General features: G+C 71.4%; 17 protein-coding genes. 8 read left to right on the top strand and 9 right to left on the bottom strand.

What is annotated here, in order from left to right; translation table 11 throughout:
- Position 1: 1 nt before the first annotated feature.
- The 3 genes from JYK17_RS34110 to JYK17_RS34100 all read left to right on the top strand — a co-directional run bounded on the left by JYK17_RS34110 (position 2) and on the right by JYK17_RS34100 (position 1,505).
- Positions 2 to 979, top strand: a complete 978-nt coding sequence (locus JYK17_RS34110; RefSeq protein ID WP_308011729.1) for a glycerophosphodiester phosphodiesterase family protein — start codon at positions 2 to 4, stop codon at positions 977 to 979.
- Entirely contained in the window at positions 979 to 1,209 is a 231-nt protein-coding gene (locus JYK17_RS34105; protein WP_108014707.1) for a hypothetical protein, read from the top strand. The genes JYK17_RS34110 and JYK17_RS34105 overlap by 1 nt, the downstream gene beginning before the upstream one ends.
- Positions 1,210 to 1,301: 92 nt before the next feature.
- The gene (locus JYK17_RS34100) at positions 1,302 to 1,505 is read left to right on the top strand and encodes a hypothetical protein (protein WP_128802909.1); all 204 of its coding nucleotides are present in this window, start codon (positions 1,302 to 1,304) and stop codon (positions 1,503 to 1,505) included.
- Between the two features lie 7 nt (positions 1,506 to 1,512).
- Here the strand turns inward: JYK17_RS34100 and JYK17_RS34095 are convergent, their stop codons facing one another.
- Positions 1,513 to 2,175: a mycothiol-dependent nitroreductase Rv2466c family protein gene (locus JYK17_RS34095; RefSeq protein WP_108014708.1), complete on the bottom strand. Its 663-nt coding sequence runs from the start codon at positions 2,173 to 2,175 to the stop codon at positions 1,513 to 1,515.
- Between the two features lie 156 nt (positions 2,176 to 2,331).
- Here JYK17_RS34095 and pepN point away from each other — a divergent pair, with 156 nt between their 5' ends.
- Together pepN and JYK17_RS34085 are read left to right on the top strand one after the other, a co-directional pair.
- Positions 2,332 to 4,899 (top strand): aminopeptidase N, encoded by a 2,568-nt coding sequence (gene pepN, locus JYK17_RS34090; protein ID WP_222811889.1) that lies wholly within the window; start codon positions 2,332 to 2,334, stop codon positions 4,897 to 4,899.
- A 188-nt stretch (positions 4,900 to 5,087) separates the two neighbouring features.
- Positions 5,088 to 6,146, top strand: a complete 1,059-nt coding sequence (locus JYK17_RS34085; protein ID WP_222811888.1) for a hypothetical protein — start codon at positions 5,088 to 5,090, stop codon at positions 6,144 to 6,146.
- A 92-nt stretch (positions 6,147 to 6,238) separates the two neighbouring features.
- Here JYK17_RS34085 and JYK17_RS34080 read toward each other — a convergent pair whose 3' ends face one another.
- From JYK17_RS34080 to JYK17_RS34060, 5 genes are all read right to left on the bottom strand, one after another.
- On the bottom strand, positions 6,239 to 7,390 hold the full coding sequence (locus tag JYK17_RS34080) for a serine hydrolase domain-containing protein (RefSeq protein ID WP_234547812.1): 1,152 nt from the start codon (positions 7,388 to 7,390) through the stop codon (positions 6,239 to 6,241).
- Between the two features lie 100 nt (positions 7,391 to 7,490).
- Positions 7,491 to 9,251, bottom strand: coding sequence for a TIGR03767 family metallophosphoesterase (locus tag JYK17_RS34075; protein ID WP_222811887.1), 1,761 nt, complete (start codon positions 9,249 to 9,251; stop codon positions 7,491 to 7,493).
- Positions 9,252 to 9,512: 261 nt separating this feature from the next.
- A complete protein-coding gene (locus JYK17_RS34070; RefSeq protein WP_108014713.1) occupies positions 9,513 to 9,974 on the bottom strand; it encodes an NUDIX hydrolase in 462 nt (153 codons plus the stop codon).
- 9 nt (positions 9,975 to 9,983) lie between these two features.
- Complete coding sequence (locus JYK17_RS34065; RefSeq protein WP_222811886.1) at positions 9,984 to 10,883, bottom strand: pyridoxamine 5'-phosphate oxidase family protein; 900 nt, start codon at positions 10,881 to 10,883, stop codon at positions 9,984 to 9,986.
- A gap of 2 nt (positions 10,884 to 10,885) precedes the next feature.
- Entirely contained in the window at positions 10,886 to 11,329 is a 444-nt protein-coding gene (locus tag JYK17_RS34060) for a VOC family protein (protein WP_108014715.1), read from the bottom strand.
- A gap of 106 nt (positions 11,330 to 11,435) precedes the next feature.
- Between JYK17_RS34060 and JYK17_RS34055 the strand changes: the two genes are divergently transcribed.
- A complete protein-coding gene (locus JYK17_RS34055) occupies positions 11,436 to 11,978 on the top strand; it encodes a CGNR zinc finger domain-containing protein (RefSeq protein ID WP_108014716.1) in 543 nt (180 codons plus the stop codon).
- Positions 11,979 to 12,118: 140 nt separating this feature from the next.
- Positions 12,119 to 15,415 (top strand): S8 family serine peptidase, encoded by a 3,297-nt coding sequence (locus JYK17_RS34050; RefSeq protein WP_222811885.1) that lies wholly within the window; start codon positions 12,119 to 12,121, stop codon positions 15,413 to 15,415.
- Between the two features lie 72 nt (positions 15,416 to 15,487).
- Here JYK17_RS34050 and JYK17_RS34045 read toward each other — a convergent pair whose 3' ends face one another.
- Both JYK17_RS34045 and JYK17_RS34040 read right to left on the bottom strand, forming a co-directional pair.
- Positions 15,488 to 16,207 (bottom strand): hypothetical protein, encoded by a 720-nt coding sequence (locus tag JYK17_RS34045; RefSeq protein WP_108014717.1) that lies wholly within the window; start codon positions 16,205 to 16,207, stop codon positions 15,488 to 15,490.
- A 1-nt stretch (position 16,208) separates the two neighbouring features.
- On the bottom strand, positions 16,209 to 16,736 hold the full coding sequence (locus tag JYK17_RS34040; protein ID WP_108014718.1) for a sigma-70 family RNA polymerase sigma factor: 528 nt from the start codon (positions 16,734 to 16,736) through the stop codon (positions 16,209 to 16,211).
- 221 nt (positions 16,737 to 16,957) lie between these two features.
- On the opposite strand from JYK17_RS34040, the gene JYK17_RS34035 reads away from it, so the two are divergent.
- Positions 16,958 to 17,974, top strand: coding sequence for an aspartate-semialdehyde dehydrogenase (locus JYK17_RS34035; protein ID WP_222811884.1), 1,017 nt, complete (start codon positions 16,958 to 16,960; stop codon positions 17,972 to 17,974).
- A 189-nt stretch (positions 17,975 to 18,163) separates the two neighbouring features.
- Here the strand turns inward: JYK17_RS34035 and JYK17_RS34030 are convergent, their stop codons facing one another.
- Positions 18,164 to 18,640, bottom strand: a complete 477-nt coding sequence (locus tag JYK17_RS34030) for a DUF1203 domain-containing protein (protein WP_222811883.1) — start codon at positions 18,638 to 18,640, stop codon at positions 18,164 to 18,166.
- Between the last annotated feature and the right edge of the window lie 3 nt (positions 18,641 to 18,643).

Raw genomic sequence — 18,643 nt, 5'->3', positions numbered from 1 at the left:
GGTGCCCGCGCACGCGGCGCAGGGCTCTCGCGGCGGCCCGCTGGTCATCGGTCACCGGGGCGCGGCCGGCTGGCGCCCCGAGCACACGGCGGCGGCCTACACCTACGGGGTGCAGACCGGCGCCGACTGGATCGAGCCGGACCTCGTCCCCACCAGGGACCATGTGCTGGTGGTGCGGCACGAGAACGACATCTCGCAGACCACGGACGTGGCCGCGCACCCGGAGTTCGCGGGGCGCCGGACGACGAAGACGGTGGACGGGACGGCGGTGACGGGCTGGTTCACGGAGGACTTCACGCTCGCCGAGCTCAAGACGCTGCGCGCGGTGGAACGGCTGCCCGAGGTGCGCAACCGCAACACCGTCTTCGACGGCCGCGAGCAGATCCTCACCTTTCAGGAGGTGGTGGACCTGGCGCGGCGGCTGTCGCGGACGTACGGCCGCACCGTCGCCGTCTTCCCGGAGACCAAGCACCCCACGTACTTCCGCTCGATCGGCCTGGAGCTGGAGCCGGAGCTGGTCCGGCTGATCCGCCGCAACCGGCTCGGCCCGCGCGAGTGCGTCGTGCAGTCCTTCGAGCCGACGAGCCTGCGACGGGTCGCCGCCGCGCGGCTCGGGGTCCCCCTGTGGCAGGCGCTGGGCACGACGGGCGGCCCGTACGACCTGCCGTCGACGACCTACCAGGACATGATGACGCCGGCCGGCCTCGCCCGGATCGCCGGCTACGCGGACTGGATCGGCCCGGACAAAACCTCCCTGACCGGCACGTCCCTGCTCGCTGACGCCCATGCGGCGGGCCTGCGGGTGGGGCCGTACACCTTCCGCGCCGAGAACCAGTTCCTCCCCCCGGAGCTGCGCCGCGGGAGCGGACCCGACGATTTCGGTGACGCCTTCGCGGAGTACGCGCTGTACTACCGCCAGGGAGTCGACGCGGTCGTGACCGACTTCCCGGACCTGGCGGTGATCGCGAGGAGGGGTTGATGACCGAGATCGAGCGGGAGTGCCCGACCTGTCGCAGCAGACAGAGGTTCCGTCGGCTCAACGCCGCGGAGAAGGCCGCCGTCCGCGAGAAAAGGGGCCCCCGCTTCTTCGTCGGCAACCTCTGGCGCTGCACCGCCGAGAAGTGCCTCTGGTACCAGCCGTACCTGAACAGAGGGCAGGGCGACCTCCTCCCCGAGGGTTTCCGCGGGGAGGAGACCACCACGAAGTGACGTCCGGAATCCGCCCTGGTGGGACGGATTCCGGGCTGCCGCGGCCGCCATACGCGGACCTACGCTCCGGTCACGACATTCAGGGGGGTCACATGGTGTCCAAGCGCTGCCCGAACTGCGGCCATCAGATGCAGGAGTTCCGCGAGCTCACCGAGAAGGAGAAGGAGCAGGCCCGGCCCGACGTACCGAAGCACGTCAGCGAGAACTCTCTCCTGCGCTGCACCAACAAGAACTGCCGGCGGTGGCAGCAGCGGGGGAACTACCAGGTCGGGGGAACTCTCCCGCCGCCCGAGTGAGCCGTTTTTACAGGTTGCTGAAGTCCGGGCCCACCGTGCGGGTGCGCTTGATCTCGTAGAAGCCCGGGATCGAGGCGACCGCGAGGGTGCCGTCCCAGAGCTTGGCGGCGTCCTCGCCCTTGGGGGCCGGGGTGACGACCGGGCCGAAGAAGGCGATCTGCTCGCCGTCCGCGCCGGGCACGGCGATGACGGGGGTGCCGACCTCCTGGCCGACCTTGTCGATGCCCTCCTTGTGGGAGGCGCGCAGTTCGGCGTCGAACTCGAAGTCCTTCTGGTCGGCGTAGTCGATGAGGTCGGCGGGCAGACCGGCGTCGGCCAGGGCACCGGCGATGGCCTCGGTGGTGGGGCCCTCGCCGTTGTTGTGGAAGCGGGTGCCGAGCGCGGTGTAGAGCGGGCCGAGGACGTCGGCGCCGTGCTTCTGCCAGGCGGCGGTCACCACGCGCGCCGGCTTCCACGCCTTGGTCTCCAGCATGTCCCGGTACTCCTCGGGCAGCGTGTCCAGCTTGTCCTCGTTGAGCACCGCCAGGCTCATGATGTGCCAGCGCACCTCGATGTCCCGGACCTTCTCCACTTCGAGCACCCATCGGGAGGTCATCCAGGCCCAGGGGCACAGCGGGTCGAACCAGAAGTCGACGGGGGTCTTGCCGGAGGTGGTCGCGGTCTCGGACATGGCTCTCCTCGAAAAGTGTCGTGTTCAACGAACAACACCGGTCATCATCCACCCCATTCCCGGATGACCACCCGATTCCCGGGTGCTCACTGTCAGGAGCACATGGCAGGATCGGCCCTGTCCACATGCCGAACAGCAGCCGAGGGAGTACCGCCCGTGCCCGGTGAGAATCTGACCCGTGACGAGGCCCGGGAGCGGGCCGCCCTGCTGTCCGTCGACGGGTACGAGGTCGCCCTGGACCTGCGTTCGGCGGTGGGCGAGCACGACGGCGACGGACCGCGCACCTTCCGCTCCGTCACCACGATCCGCTTCCGCAGCAACGAGCCCGGCGCCGCCTCCTTCGCCGACCTGATCGCCCCGAGTGTGACCTCCGTCTCACTGAATGGCCGCGATCTCGACCCCGGCCAGGTCTTCGACGGCTCCCGCATCCTCCTGGAGGACCTGGCCGCGGAGAACGAGCTGGTCGTGGACGCGCAGTGCGCCTACTCACGCACCGGCGAGGGGCTGCACCGCTTCGTCGACCCCGAGGACGGCGAGGTGTACCTGTACACCCAGTACGAGCCCGCCGACTCCCGCCGCGTCTTCGCCAACTTCGAGCAGCCCGACCTCAAGGCCCCGTTCCGCTTCGAGGTGCGCGCCCCCGAGGGCTGGACGGTGTGGAGCAACGGCGCCGGTGAGCTCACCGACGGGGTGTGGCGGTTCGCGGAGACGAAGCCCATCTCGACGTACATCACCTGCGTGACGGCGGGCCCGTACCACTACGTGACGGACTCCTACGAGCGGACCTTCGAGGACGGCACGAAGCTCCGGATCCCGCTCGGCGCCCTGTGCCGCAAGGGCCTCGCGCCCTACTTCGACTCCGACGACGTCTTCCTCGTCACCAAGCAGGGCCTGGACTTCTTCCACGACCACTTCGACTACCCGTACCCCTTCGGCAAGTACGACCAGGCGTTCGTCCCGGAGTACAACCTCGGCGCTATGGAGAACCCCGGACTGGTCACGTTCCGCGAGGAGTTCATCTTCCGCGGCAAGGTGACGCGGGCGTCGTACGAGGGCCGGGCGAACGTCATCCTGCACGAGATGGCGCACATGTGGTTCGGTGACCTGGTCACCATGGAGTGGTGGGACGACCTGTGGCTCAAGGAGTCCTTCGCGGACTTCATGGGCGCCTTCTCGCTGGTCGGCGCGACCCGCTTCACCGACGGCTGGATCACCTTCGCCAACCGCCGCAAGTCCTGGGCCTACCGCGCCGACCAGCTGCCCTCCACGCACCCCATCACCGCCGACATCCGCGACCTGCAGGACGCCAAGCTCAACTTCGACGGCATCACCTACGCCAAGGGCGCCTCGGTGCTGAAGCAGCTGGTGGCCTACGTCGGCCAGGACGCGTTCCTGGAGGGCGCCCGCCGCTACTTCAAGCGGCACGCCTACGGCAACACGCGCCTGGGTGACCTGCTGTCGGTGCTGGAGGAGACCAGCGGGCGCGACATGGGCACCTGGGCGCGCGGCTGGCTGCAGACGGCGGGCGTCAACTCCCTGACGCCGCAGGTGCTGTTGGACGCCGAGGGCCGCGTGGACGAGCTGGCGGTGGTGCAGGAGGCCGCCGAGTCGCACCCCGAACTGCGGCCGCACCGCGTGGCGGTGGGGCTCTACCGCCGCGAGGACGGCCGTCTCGTGCGCTACGCGCGCGCCGAGGTGGACGTCGACGGCCCTCGCACGGTCGTGACGGAACTGGCCGGCGCGCAGGCGCCCGAGCTGGTGCTGGTCAACGACGACGACCTGACGTACTGCAAGATCCGCTTCGACGACACCTCCCTCGCCACGCTGCGCGAGCACCTGGGCGCGATCGAGGACCCGCTGGCGCGCGCCCTGTGCTGGTCGGCGCTGTGGAACATGACGCGGGACGCGCTGCTGCCCGCGTCCGGCTTCATCGACCTGGTGGTGCGGTTCGGGCGGCGCGAGTCCGACATCGGTGTGCTGCAGATGCTGCACGCCTGGGCGGGCTCGGCGCTCACCCACTACTCCCCCGCCTCGCGGCGGCCGCGCGGCGAGGAGCTGCTGGCCCGCACCGCGCTGCGCGACCTGCGGGCCTGCGAGCCGGGCAGCGAGCAGCAGCTGGCGTGGGCGCGGTTCTACGCGACGGTGGCGTCGGCGCCCGACGATCTGCGGCTGCTGCGGGGCCTGCTGGAGGGCACGGAGAAGATCGAGGGGCTCAAGGTCGACCAGGAGCTGCGCTGGACGTTCCTGGAGCCGCTCGCCGCGCACGGCGCGGTGGACGAGGCGGTACTTGCGGCCGAACTGGCCCGCGACGACACGGCGTCGGGCAAGCGCCACCAGGTCCGCTGCCTGGCCGCCCGGCCCTCGGCTGCGGTGAAGGCGCAGGCGTGGGCGCAGGTCGTGGAGTCCGACGCGCTGTCCAACGCCCTGGTGGAGGCGACGATCGCGGGCTTCGCGCAGGCCTCGCAGCGGGAGCTGCTCGCGCCGTACGCGGCCCGGTACTTCGAGGTGATCGAGCGGATCTGGACCGAGCGGTCCATCCAGATCGGCATGGACGTGGTGCGGGGCCTGTTCCCGGCGCTGCAGGACTCCCCCGCGACGCTGGAGGCGACGGACGCGTGGCTGGCCGCCCATGAGGGGGCCGCGCCCGCGCTGCGCCGGTTGGTGCTGGAGGCACGGGACGATCTGGCGCGGGCCCTGCGAGCCCAAGCTTTGGCCAACGACTGAGCCGCCGGTGACCGTTACGGAATCCGGTCAATAACACCCGTAACCCCTGGTCCAACCCGATTGGACCAGGGGTTTTCCGTGCCCTATCGGCATCCGAACACGCGTCCTTTAGTGCTGCCTTGTCCGCCTTTGTCGACGAGCCTGTAACAGCGGTTAAAGCGCGGGCCCGACGCGGGACATTCCGAGTCATGAACCACAACACCCCGCTCCCCCCGGCCTCCCCCCGCCCCCTGCGCCACCTCGCCGACGTGCACCGCCGCGTGCTGACGACGGCTCAACTGCGGGCGCACGGCGTCTCGTCGGCGGAGATGAACGAACAGTGCCGCTCGGGCGGCTCCTGGCAGCAGCTCCTGCCGGGCGTCTTCCTGCTCCACCCGGGCCCGCCGACCAGCGAGGAGCGGCTGCACGCCGTGCTGATGTACGCCTCGCGCGAGTCGGCGCCGGGGGTGCCGGCGCAGCCCGGCCCGGACGCGCCGCACCGGCCCGTCTACGCGGAGGCCATGATCACCGGCCTCGCGGCCCTCGCGCTGTACGGCTTCACCTCCGCGCCGCCGCTGCTGTCGCTGGAGAAGATCGACGTGCTGGTGCCCCGGCTGCGCCGGCTGCGCTCGGCGGGCTGCGCGCGCATCGTGCGCACCCCGGCCCTGCCGACTCCCGAGCCGGTGACGGGAGTTCCGGTCGCGCCGGTGGCCCGCGCCCTGGCCGACGCGGTCGCGGAGCTGGCGGACGCCTCCACGGTGCGCCGGCTGCTGACGGAGGCGGTGCGCGGCGGCCACTGCGAACCGGCCTCGGTGGTACGGGCGTTGACCCAGGCGAAGCTGCTGAGCCGCCCGCACGTGGTGGACGCGGTGGACTCGCTGCTGGCAGAGGGCCGCGCGATCGCGGAGGACCGGCTGTACCGAATGGTCCAGGAGTACGGCCTGCCCGACCCGGTCTGGAACGTCGACCTGCGGCTGCCCGGCGGCCCCCACCTCGGCGGCCTGGACGCCTACTGGCCCGAGCAGGCGGTGGCCGTGGAGCTGGACACCCGGGCGCCGCGGCCCGGCCTTCCGCAGGAGGATGACGCGCTGTGGTCCGAATACGCCCGCAAGCGCGAGCACTTGGAGCGGCTCGGCATCACGGTCGTGCACCTCACGCCCAGGAAGCTGCGCGAGTCGATGGAGCAGCAGGCGGCGATCGTCCGCACGGCGCTGATGGCGTCCGGCGACCGGGAACCCGCCGCGTATGTCGTGGTGCTGCCGCGGTAGTGACGGACCGGGGCGGTATCAGGAGGGGAGAGGAGGGGCCGCCGGGCGGACGACCGGGCGGCCCCTCCTCGTGCACGGCTTCCGGCTCGTGCTCAGCTTCCGCAGAACTCCGCGTCGAGCACCGTGGTGGTGTCGCCCGTCCAGTCGCCGTTGAGGTTGAGCGCCACGGAGTGCCGGCCGTCCGCGGAGGTGGCCGCGTCGGACGAGGAGCCGTGGATGCCGCCGTCGTGGCCCCAGACGTGCACACCGCAGGAGAGGGTGCGGTCGATCAGGCCCAGCCCGTAGCGGACGTTCGGCGCGCCCTCGATCGGCACCGTGGTCTTCATCTCCTTGAGCTGGTGGGGCGGAAGGAGACGCCCGCGGAGCAGGGCCGAGTAGAAGCGGTCGAGGTCGGCGGAGTCCGAGATCATCTCGCCGGATCCGTAGGCGATGGCGGGGTTCAGGGTGGTGACGTCGTACGTCGGGCCGGTGGCCGTCTCCGCGAGCTTGGAGTAGGCGCGGCTGCTGGGCCGCGGGACGGTGACGCGGGTGCCGGGGACCGAGGTGGCGCTCAGGTGCAGGGGCTCGATGATCCGGTCGCGGATCTCGGCGCCGTAGGGACGGCCCGTGACCTTCTCGATCACCAACGCGGCCAGCAGGTAGTTGGTGTTGGAGTAGTTCCACGAGGTGCCCGGCGCGAAGTCCGGCTTGTGGGACATCGCGATCGCCAACAGGTCCGCGGGGGATGTGCGGTCGTAACGATGCTTGAAGAAGCCGTCCTTGAGGAAGTAGGTGCGGCCGAAGTCCTCGTCGGCGGTGTAGTTGAAGACACCGCTGGTGTGGTTGAGGAGCATGCGGAGCGTGATCGCGCGACCGTCGTGGCCGTGGCCCCGGACCTTGCCCGGCAGCCACTTGTCCACGGTGTCGTCCAGCGACAGCCGTTCCTCCGCCTCCAGTTGGAGGAGCACGGTGGACACGAAGGTCTTGGTGATGCTGCCGACGCGGTAGCGGTCGACGGCCGAACGGGGCGCCTTCGTACGGAGGTTGCCCACACCCGCGGTCGTCGACCAGCTGCCGTGACCTTCTCTCGCGGTGAGCGTCACCCCGGGCACGCCCTCCTTCACCAGGGCCTCGACGGCCTGCCTGGTCGTGTCGTGACCGGTGGTGCCGCGCGCGGGCGCGGCGGCGAGCGCGGGTCCCGCCAGGGCCGCGGACAGCGCCACGGCCGTCGCCGCCATCAGAGTCGTACGGACGCCTGTGTTCATCTCTCGTCTCCCCCATCTCACTGTGCACGGAGCTCGGACGGGAGATCAGACCCGGCCCTTGGCAGCGAGGTTGACACACCGCGGGCCGGTTGGGCGGCTTTCAGCCCTTCTTCAGCAGCAGCTCCGTGTTGCGGTCGTGCGCGGCGCCGCCCAGGGTCGTGCTCGCGCCCGGCGCGTTGTACGACAGCTCGCGGTACAGGGCCGCGAGGCCCGTCTGGGTCAGGTCGGAGAAGTCCGTGCGGTGCGGGGCGGCGGACTCCACCAGGGTGGTGAACAGGGAGATCGTGCCGTCCTTGTTGTCCGTCAGCTCGATGACCCGGGCGAGCTGGGGGTAGTCCACGTGGGACGCCGTGGAGATCTCCCAGAAGGAGCCGCCGGCCGAGGTCGAGTGCGCGGTGATGTCGTTGCGGTGGATGTGGCCGTTCACCCAGGCGAGCACGTTGCGGTGGCGGCCGAGGGTGGCGATCACGTCCTGGCCGTTGTGGCGGCGCTCGTTCGGGCGGGCCGGGTCGGCGTGGCCCGTGTTCGTCATCGTTTTGCTGGTGTGGTGGCTGAAGACGACGACGTACGAGTCCTTGTTGTCCTTCAGTTGCTTGTCCAGCCAGTTGAGCTGGGCCGTCCCGATGGAGCCCTCGTAGTGGCCGCCCGGGTCGGTGGTGTCGAGGCTGATGCCCACGACGTCGTCGGCGATGCGGAAGGTGTAGTACTGCGTGCCCGCCGCGAGGTTGGCGCTGGAGTAGCCGTGGCCGACCGGGCCGAGGCCGCGGTGGGCCGGGTCGAGGTGGGCCTTGAGAAACTCGGCCGGGGTGTACGGCGCGCGCTGCTCGTCCGCCGTGACCGGGCGCATGTTCCGGGTGTGGGCCTTCAGCAGGTCCCGGAAGGCGAGGCCCTTGGGGTCGTTGCCGGCCTTGATGTGGTCCTGCAGCCGCTTCGCCTCGGACGCGGACAGCGACATCAGCTTCCTGCCGCCGACCGCGTACTCGGCGAGCCAGGAGTCGCCGTGGCCGTAGCAGCCCAGCGGCATGGCGTCGTGGTTGCCGACCGTGGAGTACCAGGGCAGGTTGAGGCCGGGGCTGCGCACCTCGCGGATCGCGGCGGCCAGATAGCCCTGAAGGTGCGGGAAGCCGAGCTGCTTGTCGCCGTCGCGCACGGTGGAGTCGGGCTGCCAGTAGGTCTTGAGGCCGCTGTTCTGCACGCCCTCGTAGTGGCGCGGGTCGCCCGTGTTGGGCGTGAACCGCCCGCCGCTCATGATCTTCAGGAACCACTCCAGCTCGGACTTCGCGTTGTTGTCCGTGTTGTCGCCGGTGGTCATCGCGAAGTGCAGTGCGGAGCCGGTGACGGGGGCCCCGCGCAGCGCGTTGATCCGCTCGACCAGGGAGATCGCCCCGTGCACGGTCAGCGCCTCGTGCGGGCGCCAGGCGTGCTTGTCGGTGGAGCGCAGGTACTCCAGGCGCAGCGGGTGCTGGGCGTCGATCAGATGCAGGTCGGTGAGCTGCACGAACGCGGCGAGCGCGGTACGGCGCCCGGCGCGGCCCGACTTGGCGGCGGCCAGCTCGCCGCGCACCACCCGGGACCAGCCCGCACCGTCGCCGAGGCGGCGGTAGCCGGTGCCGGAGCGCGGAGTGGCGACGCTCGCGAGGGTGGTGCCCTTGGTGTACGGGGCGAGGGGGGCGGCCGGGGCCCTGCGGGACTGCGCCACCACCCGGGTCGCCTGTGTGGGCGCGGTGGTGGCGGCCTGGCTGTCGGTCGGCCGCAGGGCGTAACCGACGCCCGCGGAGACGGCGGCCGCTCCGGTGGCGGCGAGGACGGTACGGCGGTTGACCGCCGGGATGCTGGCGGCGACAGAGCGTATGCGCGACATGGCGCGGTCTCCCCGAGTGCGAACGCGTCGGCAGTGGTCGCGGGCGGTCGCTGTCGCGAACATCCCGCTCGCTCTGGATGCTTGGCACCGGGAATGACCTGCGCGTGAACGAGACGGCAACGCGCAACACCGATCACCGTACGTGGATCTTGGGCCACCCTCCGCGCCCACGACCGCTCGTCACGCGGCCCGGAGTCGGTCACTCCGTGTTCATCTTTCGGGGTACTGGGAGCAGTTCAGGGAGTCTGCGAGTGACGCCGGTCACTCCTGGCCCGGCACCGTCGCCCTCCCCGTGACCGGTCGCTCCCGCCACAGCTGCAACCCGATGTCGACCAGGCCGACCCGGCGCAGTCCGGGCACCTCCGCCAGCGGATGCCAGGCCGCCATGTCGGTCGAGCCGCCGACCTCGTGGCGCAGTTCGCCGCCGGTCACCCGGGCCTCGTAGACGAGCCGTACGCCGTGGTGGTGGACGGTGCGGCGGAAGCGCCGCGAGGTGGTGACGTTCCTGGAGTTCACGCCGAGCAGGCCGGTGATCTCGACGAGGTAGCCGGTCTCCTCCTCCACCTCGCGCAGCACCGTGTCGTAGGGGTCCTCGCCGTGTTCCATGCCGCCGCCGGGCAGGGTCCATTCGGGGCGGCCCTGCTTGTCGATCCAGCGGGCCAGCAGGACCTGATCGTCGCGGATGCACATGGCGTAGGCCGCCACCCTCAATGTCTCGCGCACGAGGGGACGTTAGTCCGCCGATGCCGGATTGGCAGGTGAGTATTCGGGCGCCGACCAGCGCAGCGGAACCGCCGCGGGGGTCTCCACGACCTCCCGCACCGTGAACCGCACCCGGCGCTCGGCGTCCTCGCCGAACTCCGTGCGCGCCTCGCCCGTCAGTTGCAGCACCGTGCCCGTCGACCAGTCGACGAACAGCAGCCCGGCGCGCGGGTCCAGGGCGATGTTGCCCAGGGTCAGGAACATGGCGTTGCCGGGGTAGTCCCGCCAGGTCAGCTCGTGCGGGGAACTCGCCTGCAGGAAGCCGGGGTTGCCGCCCTTGTGGCTCACCTCGACCTCGCCCCCGTGGACGGTGGCGATGAAGAAGGTGTCGACGGACTCGACGAACTCGCGCTGGACGTCGGTGAGTTCACTGCCGCGCCGGGCCTGTCCCGAGCTGCGGTCCGCGACCACCTCGTACGACTGGCGCCGCTGGATGTACCGGGGGCAGTTCGAGAACACCCGCTCCGCCGTCACCGCGAACCCGCGCGCGGTCGGCCGCAGCCGGCCGTTGAGGCGCATCCGGCGGCGGGTGCGGGGGTCCAGGGCGATGGTGGCCACCTGGGTGCCCTCCGTCGCCAGGGCCGTCGCCAGGGCCGTCGCCAGGGGGTCGGTGGGCGGGACGCCGCCCGTCACCGACATCTGCCGCGGGCCCGTCGCCCGTACGAAACCGGGGGCCCCGGTCAGCGGTGACGCCCAGACCGCGCCGGTCGCCGGGTCGGCCGCGCCGAGCACCAGCAGGGGCTGCAGCTCCAGGAAGGCGGCCGCCACCGGCTTGATCCCCTCGCCGACCGCCCGGCCCACGTGGTCGGCGTCCTCGCGCACGCCGACCAGGTCCTGCACCGCGCGCGAACCCGCGTGATAGACCTCCATGGCTAGAAGAAACCGCAGGTCGGGGCCGACTCATGGGGTGCCGGGGCACCCTGGGCGCCGCTCGGCACGGAGATCTCCAGGCGGGTGCCGTCCGGGTCGTGGAAGAAGATGCCGCCCGAGTCCGCGCCCTCGCGGTGCGCCACCACACCCTCGTGGGCGAACTCGGCGCCGTACGCCCGCAGCGCCTGCTCGTACTCCCTGACGCGCTCGATCGACTCGGCCTCCAGGGCCAGGTGATGCAGGCCCGCGCGGCCGCCGTCGTACGGCTCGCCCGCCTGCTGCCAGAGGGTGAGGACGAGGCGTTCGCCGTCGCCGAGGAACGCGTACCGCCGGTCGTCCTCCTTGCCCTCGGCCACGAGGACGAAGCCCAGGACGTCGCGGTAGAAGGCGAGCGAGCGGTCGAGATCGGTGACGTTCAGGCCGACGTGTCCGGTGTGCAGGGTCATGGCTCTCCCCAGTCGTTTTAACCGTCGTTCTTGAGGTTAACGGTTAGCATGCGCACACGTCAACCAGTCACGTACCCTTCAAGGGTTAGCCCGGAAGGAGTCCCCGATGCCCACCGCCCCCGACCCGCGCCCCCTCACCGGCGAGCCCCTCGCGCTCGACCTGCTCAACACCCGGTGGAACAGGGAGGGAGTCGCCCAGGATCTGCTCACCGACACCGACGGGCTCGCCGTGTGGCTCACCGCGAACGGACTCGACGGGCGGTTCGAGGCGGACGCGACGACCCTGCGGCACACCCTCCAGGCGCGCGACGCCCTGAAGAAGGCCGTGGACGGGTCGGTCGCGGAGGGCGCGGACGCCGTCGACGCCGTCCTCGCGCACGGCCGCATCCGGCTCACCCTCACCTCCGGCGGCCCCGGCGAGCTGCCCGAGTTCGACGACCCGTCCTGGGGCGCGGCCTGGCTCGCCGCACGCAATTACCTGGAACTGCTCTCCGCGGCCCCCGACCGCATCCGCGCCTGCTCCGGCCACGCGTGCGTCCTGCACTTCTACGACACCTCACGCAACGGCACCCGCCGCTGGTGCTCGATGGCGTCCTGCGGGAACCGGGCAAAGGCTTCGCGCCACTACGCCCGCTCGAAAGCGTCCTGAAACGCCCCAAAACACCTGATGCGCATAGGGGGTTTTCCCCATGCGTCCATATCGTTTCGGTCAACACTTCCCAAACAACTGTCCCTTGGGTAAAGCTGTGCGCTCGTCCGGCACTGGAACTTCACCTACGAGGGATGCCGATGACCCACCCCCAGCGCGATCCCATACCGGGCGCGAGACGCGTGGCCCACATAGCCGTGGCCGCCGGTCTCGTCGCCGCGCTCTCCGCGGCGGGGCCGATACCCATGGCCTTCGCCGCCGACGGTCCGCCCGCGCCCTCGGACGGCACCGTCAAGTCCGCGCAGAACAAGCTCGGTTCGAACGACGCGGACCTGCTCGCCGAGGCGAAGGCCGACGGCGACAAGAACGTCACGATGATGATCGCCACCACTCCGGGGCAGACCGAGCAGGTCGCCGGCGAACTGGACGCGGTCAAGGGCGGCTCAGTGGGCCGGACCTACGACAAGCTCGGCTACGTCCGCGCCACCGTCCCCACCTCGAAGGCGGAGTCGGCCATCGCCGCCGCCGCGAAGCTCTCCTCCGTGCGCGGCATCGACCTGCGCGAGGAGATACCGCTGGACGACCCGGGCGTGAGCGGCGGCTCCGCCAAGTCGGGCTCCGGGAGCGTGAGTTACCCCGCCCCGGGCAAGAAGACCCCGGCCGCCAACCCGTACAACCCGTCCTTCGAGACGGGCGCCGTCGACTTCGTGAAGAGGAACCCGAAGGCGGACGGCCGCGGCATCACCATCGGCATCCTCGACTCCGGCGTCGACCTCGGACACCCGGCGCTGCAGAAGACCACCACCGGCGAGCGGAAGATCGTCGACTGGGTGACGGCGACCGACCCGATCGTCGACGGCGACGCCACCTGGCGCCCCATGGTCACCGCCGTCTCCGGGCCCACGTTCACGTACGGCGGCCGGACCTGGACGGCGCCCGCGGGCTCGTACCAGGTCAGCACCTTCAGCGAGTCCGCCACCGCGGGCGGCGACGCGAAGGGCGACGCCAACCGCGACGGCGACACCACGGACAAGTGGGGCGTCCTGTACGACCCCGCCGCCGGGACCGTCCGCGTGGACCTGAACAACGACTTCGACTTCGGCGACGACACGCCGATGAAGCCGTACAAGGACGGATACCAGATCGGCTACTTCGGGACCGACGACCCGAAGACCGACGTGGTGGAGCGCCAGCCGTTCGTCGTGCAGATCCGCAAGGACGTGCCGATGGACCCCTACGGCGGCGACTGGGTCGGCAAGAAGGCCGACTTCGTCAACATCGGCGTCATCGAGGCCGAGCACGGCACGCATGTCGCCGGCATCACCGCCGCCCACGGCCTGTTCGGCGGCCGGATGAACGGCGAGGCCCCGGGCGCGCAGATCGTCTCCTCCCGTGCCTGCACCTGGACCGGCGGCTGCACCAACGTCGCGCTCACCGAGGGCATGATCGACCTGGTCGTCAACCGGGGCGTCGACATCGTCAACATGTCGATCGGCGGCCTGCCCGCCCTCAACGACGGCAGCAACGCGCGCGCCCTGCTGTACACGCGGCTCATCGACACCTACGGCGTGCAGCTGGTCATCTCGGCCGGAAACTCCGGCCCGGGCGCCAACACCATCGGCGACCCCGGCCTCGCCGACAAGGTGATCTCCGTCGGCGCGACCATCTCCAAGGAGACCTGGGCGGCCAACTACGGCTCGGCCGTGAGGACCAGGTACGCGATGATGCCCTTCTCCTCGCGCGGCCCGCGTGAGGACGGCGGCTTCACGCCGACCCTGTCCGCGCCGGGCGCCGCGATCAACACCACCCAGACCTGGATGCCGGGCGCCCCGGTCGCCGAGGCGGGCTACTCGCTGCCGGCCGGCTACTCCATGCTGCAGGGCACCTCGATGGCCTCCCCGCAGGCCGCGGGCGCGTCCGCGCTGCTGCTGAGCGCCGCCAAGCAGAAGCACATCGAGCTGACGCCGGCCGGCCTGCGCACGGCGCTCACCTCAACCGCCGACCACATCAAGGGAGTTCAGGCGTACGAGGAGGGCGCGGGCCTGATCGACGTCGTCGACGCCTGGGACGCGATCCGCCACGGCGCGACCGCCGACGACTACACCGTGAAGGCCCCGGTCGACACCGCGCTCGACTTCGCGCTGAAGACGCCGGGCTTCGGCACCGGCCTCTACGACCGCGAGGGCGGCCTGAAGGCCGGGCAGAAGAAGTCGTACGACATCACGGTCACCCGCACCTCCGGCCCGGACAAGGCGATCCGGCACCGGCTCCACTTCGCGAACAACGCCGGTGACACCTTCCGCATCGTCGGCCCGGACGAGGTCAAGCTGCCGCTGAACCAGCCGGTCACCGTCAAGGTGCAGGCCAACCCGCGCTCGGCGGGCCTGAAGAGCGCGATTCTCGAGGTCGACGACCGCAGGACGGAAGGGGTCGACCAACAGATCCTGACCACCGTCGTGGTCTCGACGCCGGTCAAGTACACCTGGTCCGCGTCGAACACGGTGCAGCGCAACAGCACGCAGTCGTACTTCCTGACCGTGCCCGAGGGCGCCAAGGCGCTTCAGGTCGCGATCGGCGGGCTCAAGGACAAGAGCCAGACCCGCTTCATCTCCATCCACCCCTACGGCGTCCCGGTCGAGGACACGGGCACCCCGTACTGCTACAGCAACTACCCCAACACCAACGGCTGCAAGCCGGACGTGCGCTCCTACGCCGACCCGCAGCCCGGTGTGTGGGAGGTCGAGGTCGAGGCGCGCCGCACCTCGCCGCTGCTCGACAACCCGTACAAGCTGGAGGCCGCCGTCTACGGCGCGGCCTTCGACCCGGAGACCGTGACGGTCCCCGAGGCCGAGGTGGGCACCCCGGCGGCCGTCTCCTGGAAGGCGACCAACGGTTTCGCCGCCCTCGACGGCCACCTGGTCGGCGGTCCGCTCGGTTCCGCCAAGTCGGCCCGTCCGTCCATCAAGGAGGGCGAGACGCAGACCAGCACGGTCGAGGTGCCCGCGGGCGCCACCTCGCTCGACGTGGCCATCGGCGGGGTCTCGGACACCGCGGCCGACCTGGACCTGACGGTCAAGGACGAGGACGGCAACGTCGTCGGCCAGTCCGCCGACGGCGACTCGGAGGAGGCGGTCTCCGTCGCCTCGCCCGCCGCCGGTACGTACACGGTCGAGGTCGCGGGCTACTCCGTGCCGTCCGGCTCCACCGAGTACGACTACCGGGACGTCTTCTTCTCCGCGTCCCTCGGCACCGTCGCCGTCGACGAGTCGGCGCCGGTCGAGCTCGGCACCGGCGACTCGGCGACCGTCTCCGGCAGCGTGACCGCCGCGGCGGCCGCTCCGGAGGGCCGTGAGTTCTTCGGCCGGGTGCAGCTGGTGAACGCGCGCGGCACGGTCGCGGGCATCGGCAGTGTGAAGATCGAGAAGGTCACGCCGTAGTCAGGGCGGCGGGAGCGGGGCGGGCGTCCGTACGGGCGCCCGCCCCCTTTTTTTTTGCGTCCTGCCGCGCGTTCAGCCTCCGCAGCGCAGGCCCGCCGCCTGCGGGAGCGCGCGGATCAGGCCGGCGCGTTCGCGGGCGACCGCCTGCGCGCCGACGACCACGCTCTGCGCAGCGTCCGAGTGCTGCGGCAGGGTCACCAGGAGATGGTCGCCCTTGTGCAGGGCCTTGTCGGTCAGGCCCTGGTCGAGCACGAAGACCACCTGCTTCGGGCCCTTCTGCGGCTTGTACGAGCGGGTCACGTGCAGGGTGATCCGCTCCTGCCCCGCCATCGAGGGCACCTGCTCGACCGCCGTGACGTCTCCCTCGACGATCAGACCCGCGCAGGCGAGGTAGCCCGGGCTGCTCAGGGCGGAGCTCGCGGAGGGGGCCGCCGCCTTGCCGGCGCTCGCGTCGGCGCCCTCGCTCGCGCCGGTGCCGCTCTGCGTCAGCAGCCAGCCCATCCCGGCCAGCACGGTCGCGGCGGCGGCCACGGCCAGGGAGCCGAGGGCGAACCGACGGGCCCGGCGCCAGTCCCGCGGCGCCCGGACCGGAGCGGGGGGCGTGTGCCGCACCGTCTCGTCGCGGGCCAGCGCATCCCCGATCAGGCCCAGCTGCTCCCGCAGCAGGGCCACGTCCGCCTCCGCCTCTCGGTGCTCGGACATGAAGGCGGCGTCCGCGCGGGCCTCCCGCGACAGTTCCTCGCCGGTGAGCGCGGCCATGAGCGCGTCGGTGCCGTCGTGTTCCGCGGTCATGTCACACCACCTCGTCCTCGTGCAGGCGGGCGCGCAGGGCCCGTACCGCCGTGTGCAGCCGGCTCTTGACCGTGCCCTCCGGGACGCCCAGCTCCTCGGCGATCGAGCGGACCGGCAGATCGGCGTAGAAGCGCAGGACGAGGACCTGGCGCTGGGAGTCGGGCAGCTCGTCGAGGCCCTGGGCGACGGACAGCGACAGCACGCTGGTGTCCTCGCCGGAGGGGTGCTCCAGCTGCCTCAGCGAGGCCAGCCGCTCGCCGATCCGCTCCTGCCGGCGCTTGGCGCGGTGCCAGTCCATGGCCAGGTTGGAGGCGACGACGGCCGCCCACGCGGAGACGTCGCGCGGTGCCTCGTACCCCTTCGCCGCCCGCTCCAGCAGCCGCAGGCGGACCTGCTGGACGCCGTCCGGCAGGTCCGCCTGCGGCACACCGCCCAGCGCGAGCACCGCCCGCACCCGGCGTTCCTGGGCCGCGTCCAGAGGATCACCCTGATCGTCCTCCGGCGCACGGCGGGCCTTTCTGCGCAGCACGAGCCACCCCCTCACCGCGTTTCCTCTACGACGCACGGGCGCACGGAAACGTTCGCCGGATCCCCGGAAGTCCTGTCCGGAGGCGGACGTCACACCGTCCGGCGTCCCATTCCTCGGGCATGGAGTGCAAAGAATTGGACAGGCGGACCCGGGTCGGCCGCATCATGGAAACGCCGCAGACACGAGTAGCCGCCAGGCATGAACACGCACAGGGAGTCGCCGTGAGGGTCGGAATCGTCGGAGCCACCGGACAGGTCGGCACGGTCATGCGCAGGATCCTCGCGGAGCGGAAATTCCCGGTCAGCGAGCTGCGCCTGTTCGCCTCGGCCCGCTCGGCGGGGACGGAGCTGGACGGCGTGACGGTGGAGGACGCGGCGAGCGCGGACTACTCCGGCCTGGACATCGTGCTGTTCTCCGCGGGCGGCGCGACCTCGAAGGCGCTGGCCGAGAAGGTGGCCTCGCAGGGGCCCGTGGTGATCGACAACTCCTCCGCCTGGCGCAAGGACCCCGAGGTTCCGCTGGTCGTCTCCGAGGTGAACCCGCACGCGGTCGCGGACCGCCCCAAGGGCATCGTCGCCAATCCGAACTGCACCACGATGGCCGCGATGCCGGTTCTGAAGGTGCTGCACGCCGAGGCCGGTCTCGAGGCGCTGGTCGTCGCCACCTACCAGGCGGTGTCCGGTTCGGGGCTCGCGGGCGTGGCGGAGCTGCACGGCCAGGCCCAGAAGGTCGTCGCCGACGCGGACAAGCTGACCCACGACGGCGCGGCCGTGGACTTCCCGGAGCCCGGCGTCTACAGGCGCCCCATCGCCTTCAACGTGCTGCCCTTCGCGGGCAACCTCGTCGACGACGGTCTGAACGAGACCGACGAGGAGCAGAAGCTGCGCAACGAGTCCCGCAAGATCCTGGAGATCCCGGACCTCAAGGTCTCCGGCACCTGTGTCCGCGTCCCGGTCTTCTCCGGTCACTCCCTCCAGGTCAACGCCCGCTTCGCGCGCCCGATCTCCCCGGAGCGCGCCACTGAGCTCCTCGCCGGCGCCCCCGGCGTCGCCCTCTCCGACATCCCCACCCCCCTCCAGGCCGCCGGCCAGGACCCCGCCTTCGTGGGCCGCATCCGCAAGGACGAGACCGTCGACAACGGCCTCGCCCTCTTCATCTCCAACGACAACCTCCGCAAGGGCGCCGCCCTGAACGCGGTACAGATCGCAGAACTGGTGGCAGCGGAACTCAAGAGCTGACGCAGCGGGGTCAGCTCTTCCCGAGCGTTCGGAGCGGCTCGGGGGGGTGTCCGACAGGTCGCGTCGTCCGCCCGCGCGGCGGGGCAGGCGGCGCCCGGCGCGGGCAATCGCAAGGCCCCGGCGCGTCCGCCGTGGGAACGTCGGCCCCCTGGCCCGCCCAGCGCCGACCCGCCCGGCCCCGCAAAAGACCTAACCCCTCCTGACCTCGTAGAGGAAACACCCGTACTCGACCGCCCGTACGTGGACCAGTGCCACCGCCGGGTCGTCGAAGGCGTTCTGGAAGGCGGGGTCGGCGACGGGGGCGGCGACCAGTTCGCCGCCCAGGATGTGGCCGTCGGCCGAGTAGCGGCGGACGGTGCGGTGGGCGTCGGCGAAGGGGTAGGTGTTTGTGGGGTTCGGGCCCGGGCAGTCGTCGGCGTGGATGAAGACGGGGCCCTGCTCGTCGTAGGCGCCCGGCTCGGCGCCGGTCTCGGCGGCCCAGCGGCGCAGGGGTGCGTAGGAGACGAGGGCGATCCGCTCGCCCGGCTCGCTGCGGCGCAGGCAGCAGCGCAGCGGGGCGCCGCCCTCGTCGTCGGTCACGGGGACCATGGGGCGGCCCGCGTCGTCGGTGGTGCGCAGTTCCTTGAGGACGGTCGGCGCGATGGGTCGTGCGGTGTAGGTGGTCATGGG

This window comes from Streptomyces plumbidurans (assembly GCF_019857225.1).
GTDB lineage: Bacteria > Actinomycetota > Actinomycetes > Streptomycetales > Streptomycetaceae > Streptomyces > Streptomyces plumbidurans.
Note: the sequence above shows the minus strand (reverse complement) of the source record. Positions and strands in the feature narration are given on the sequence as shown.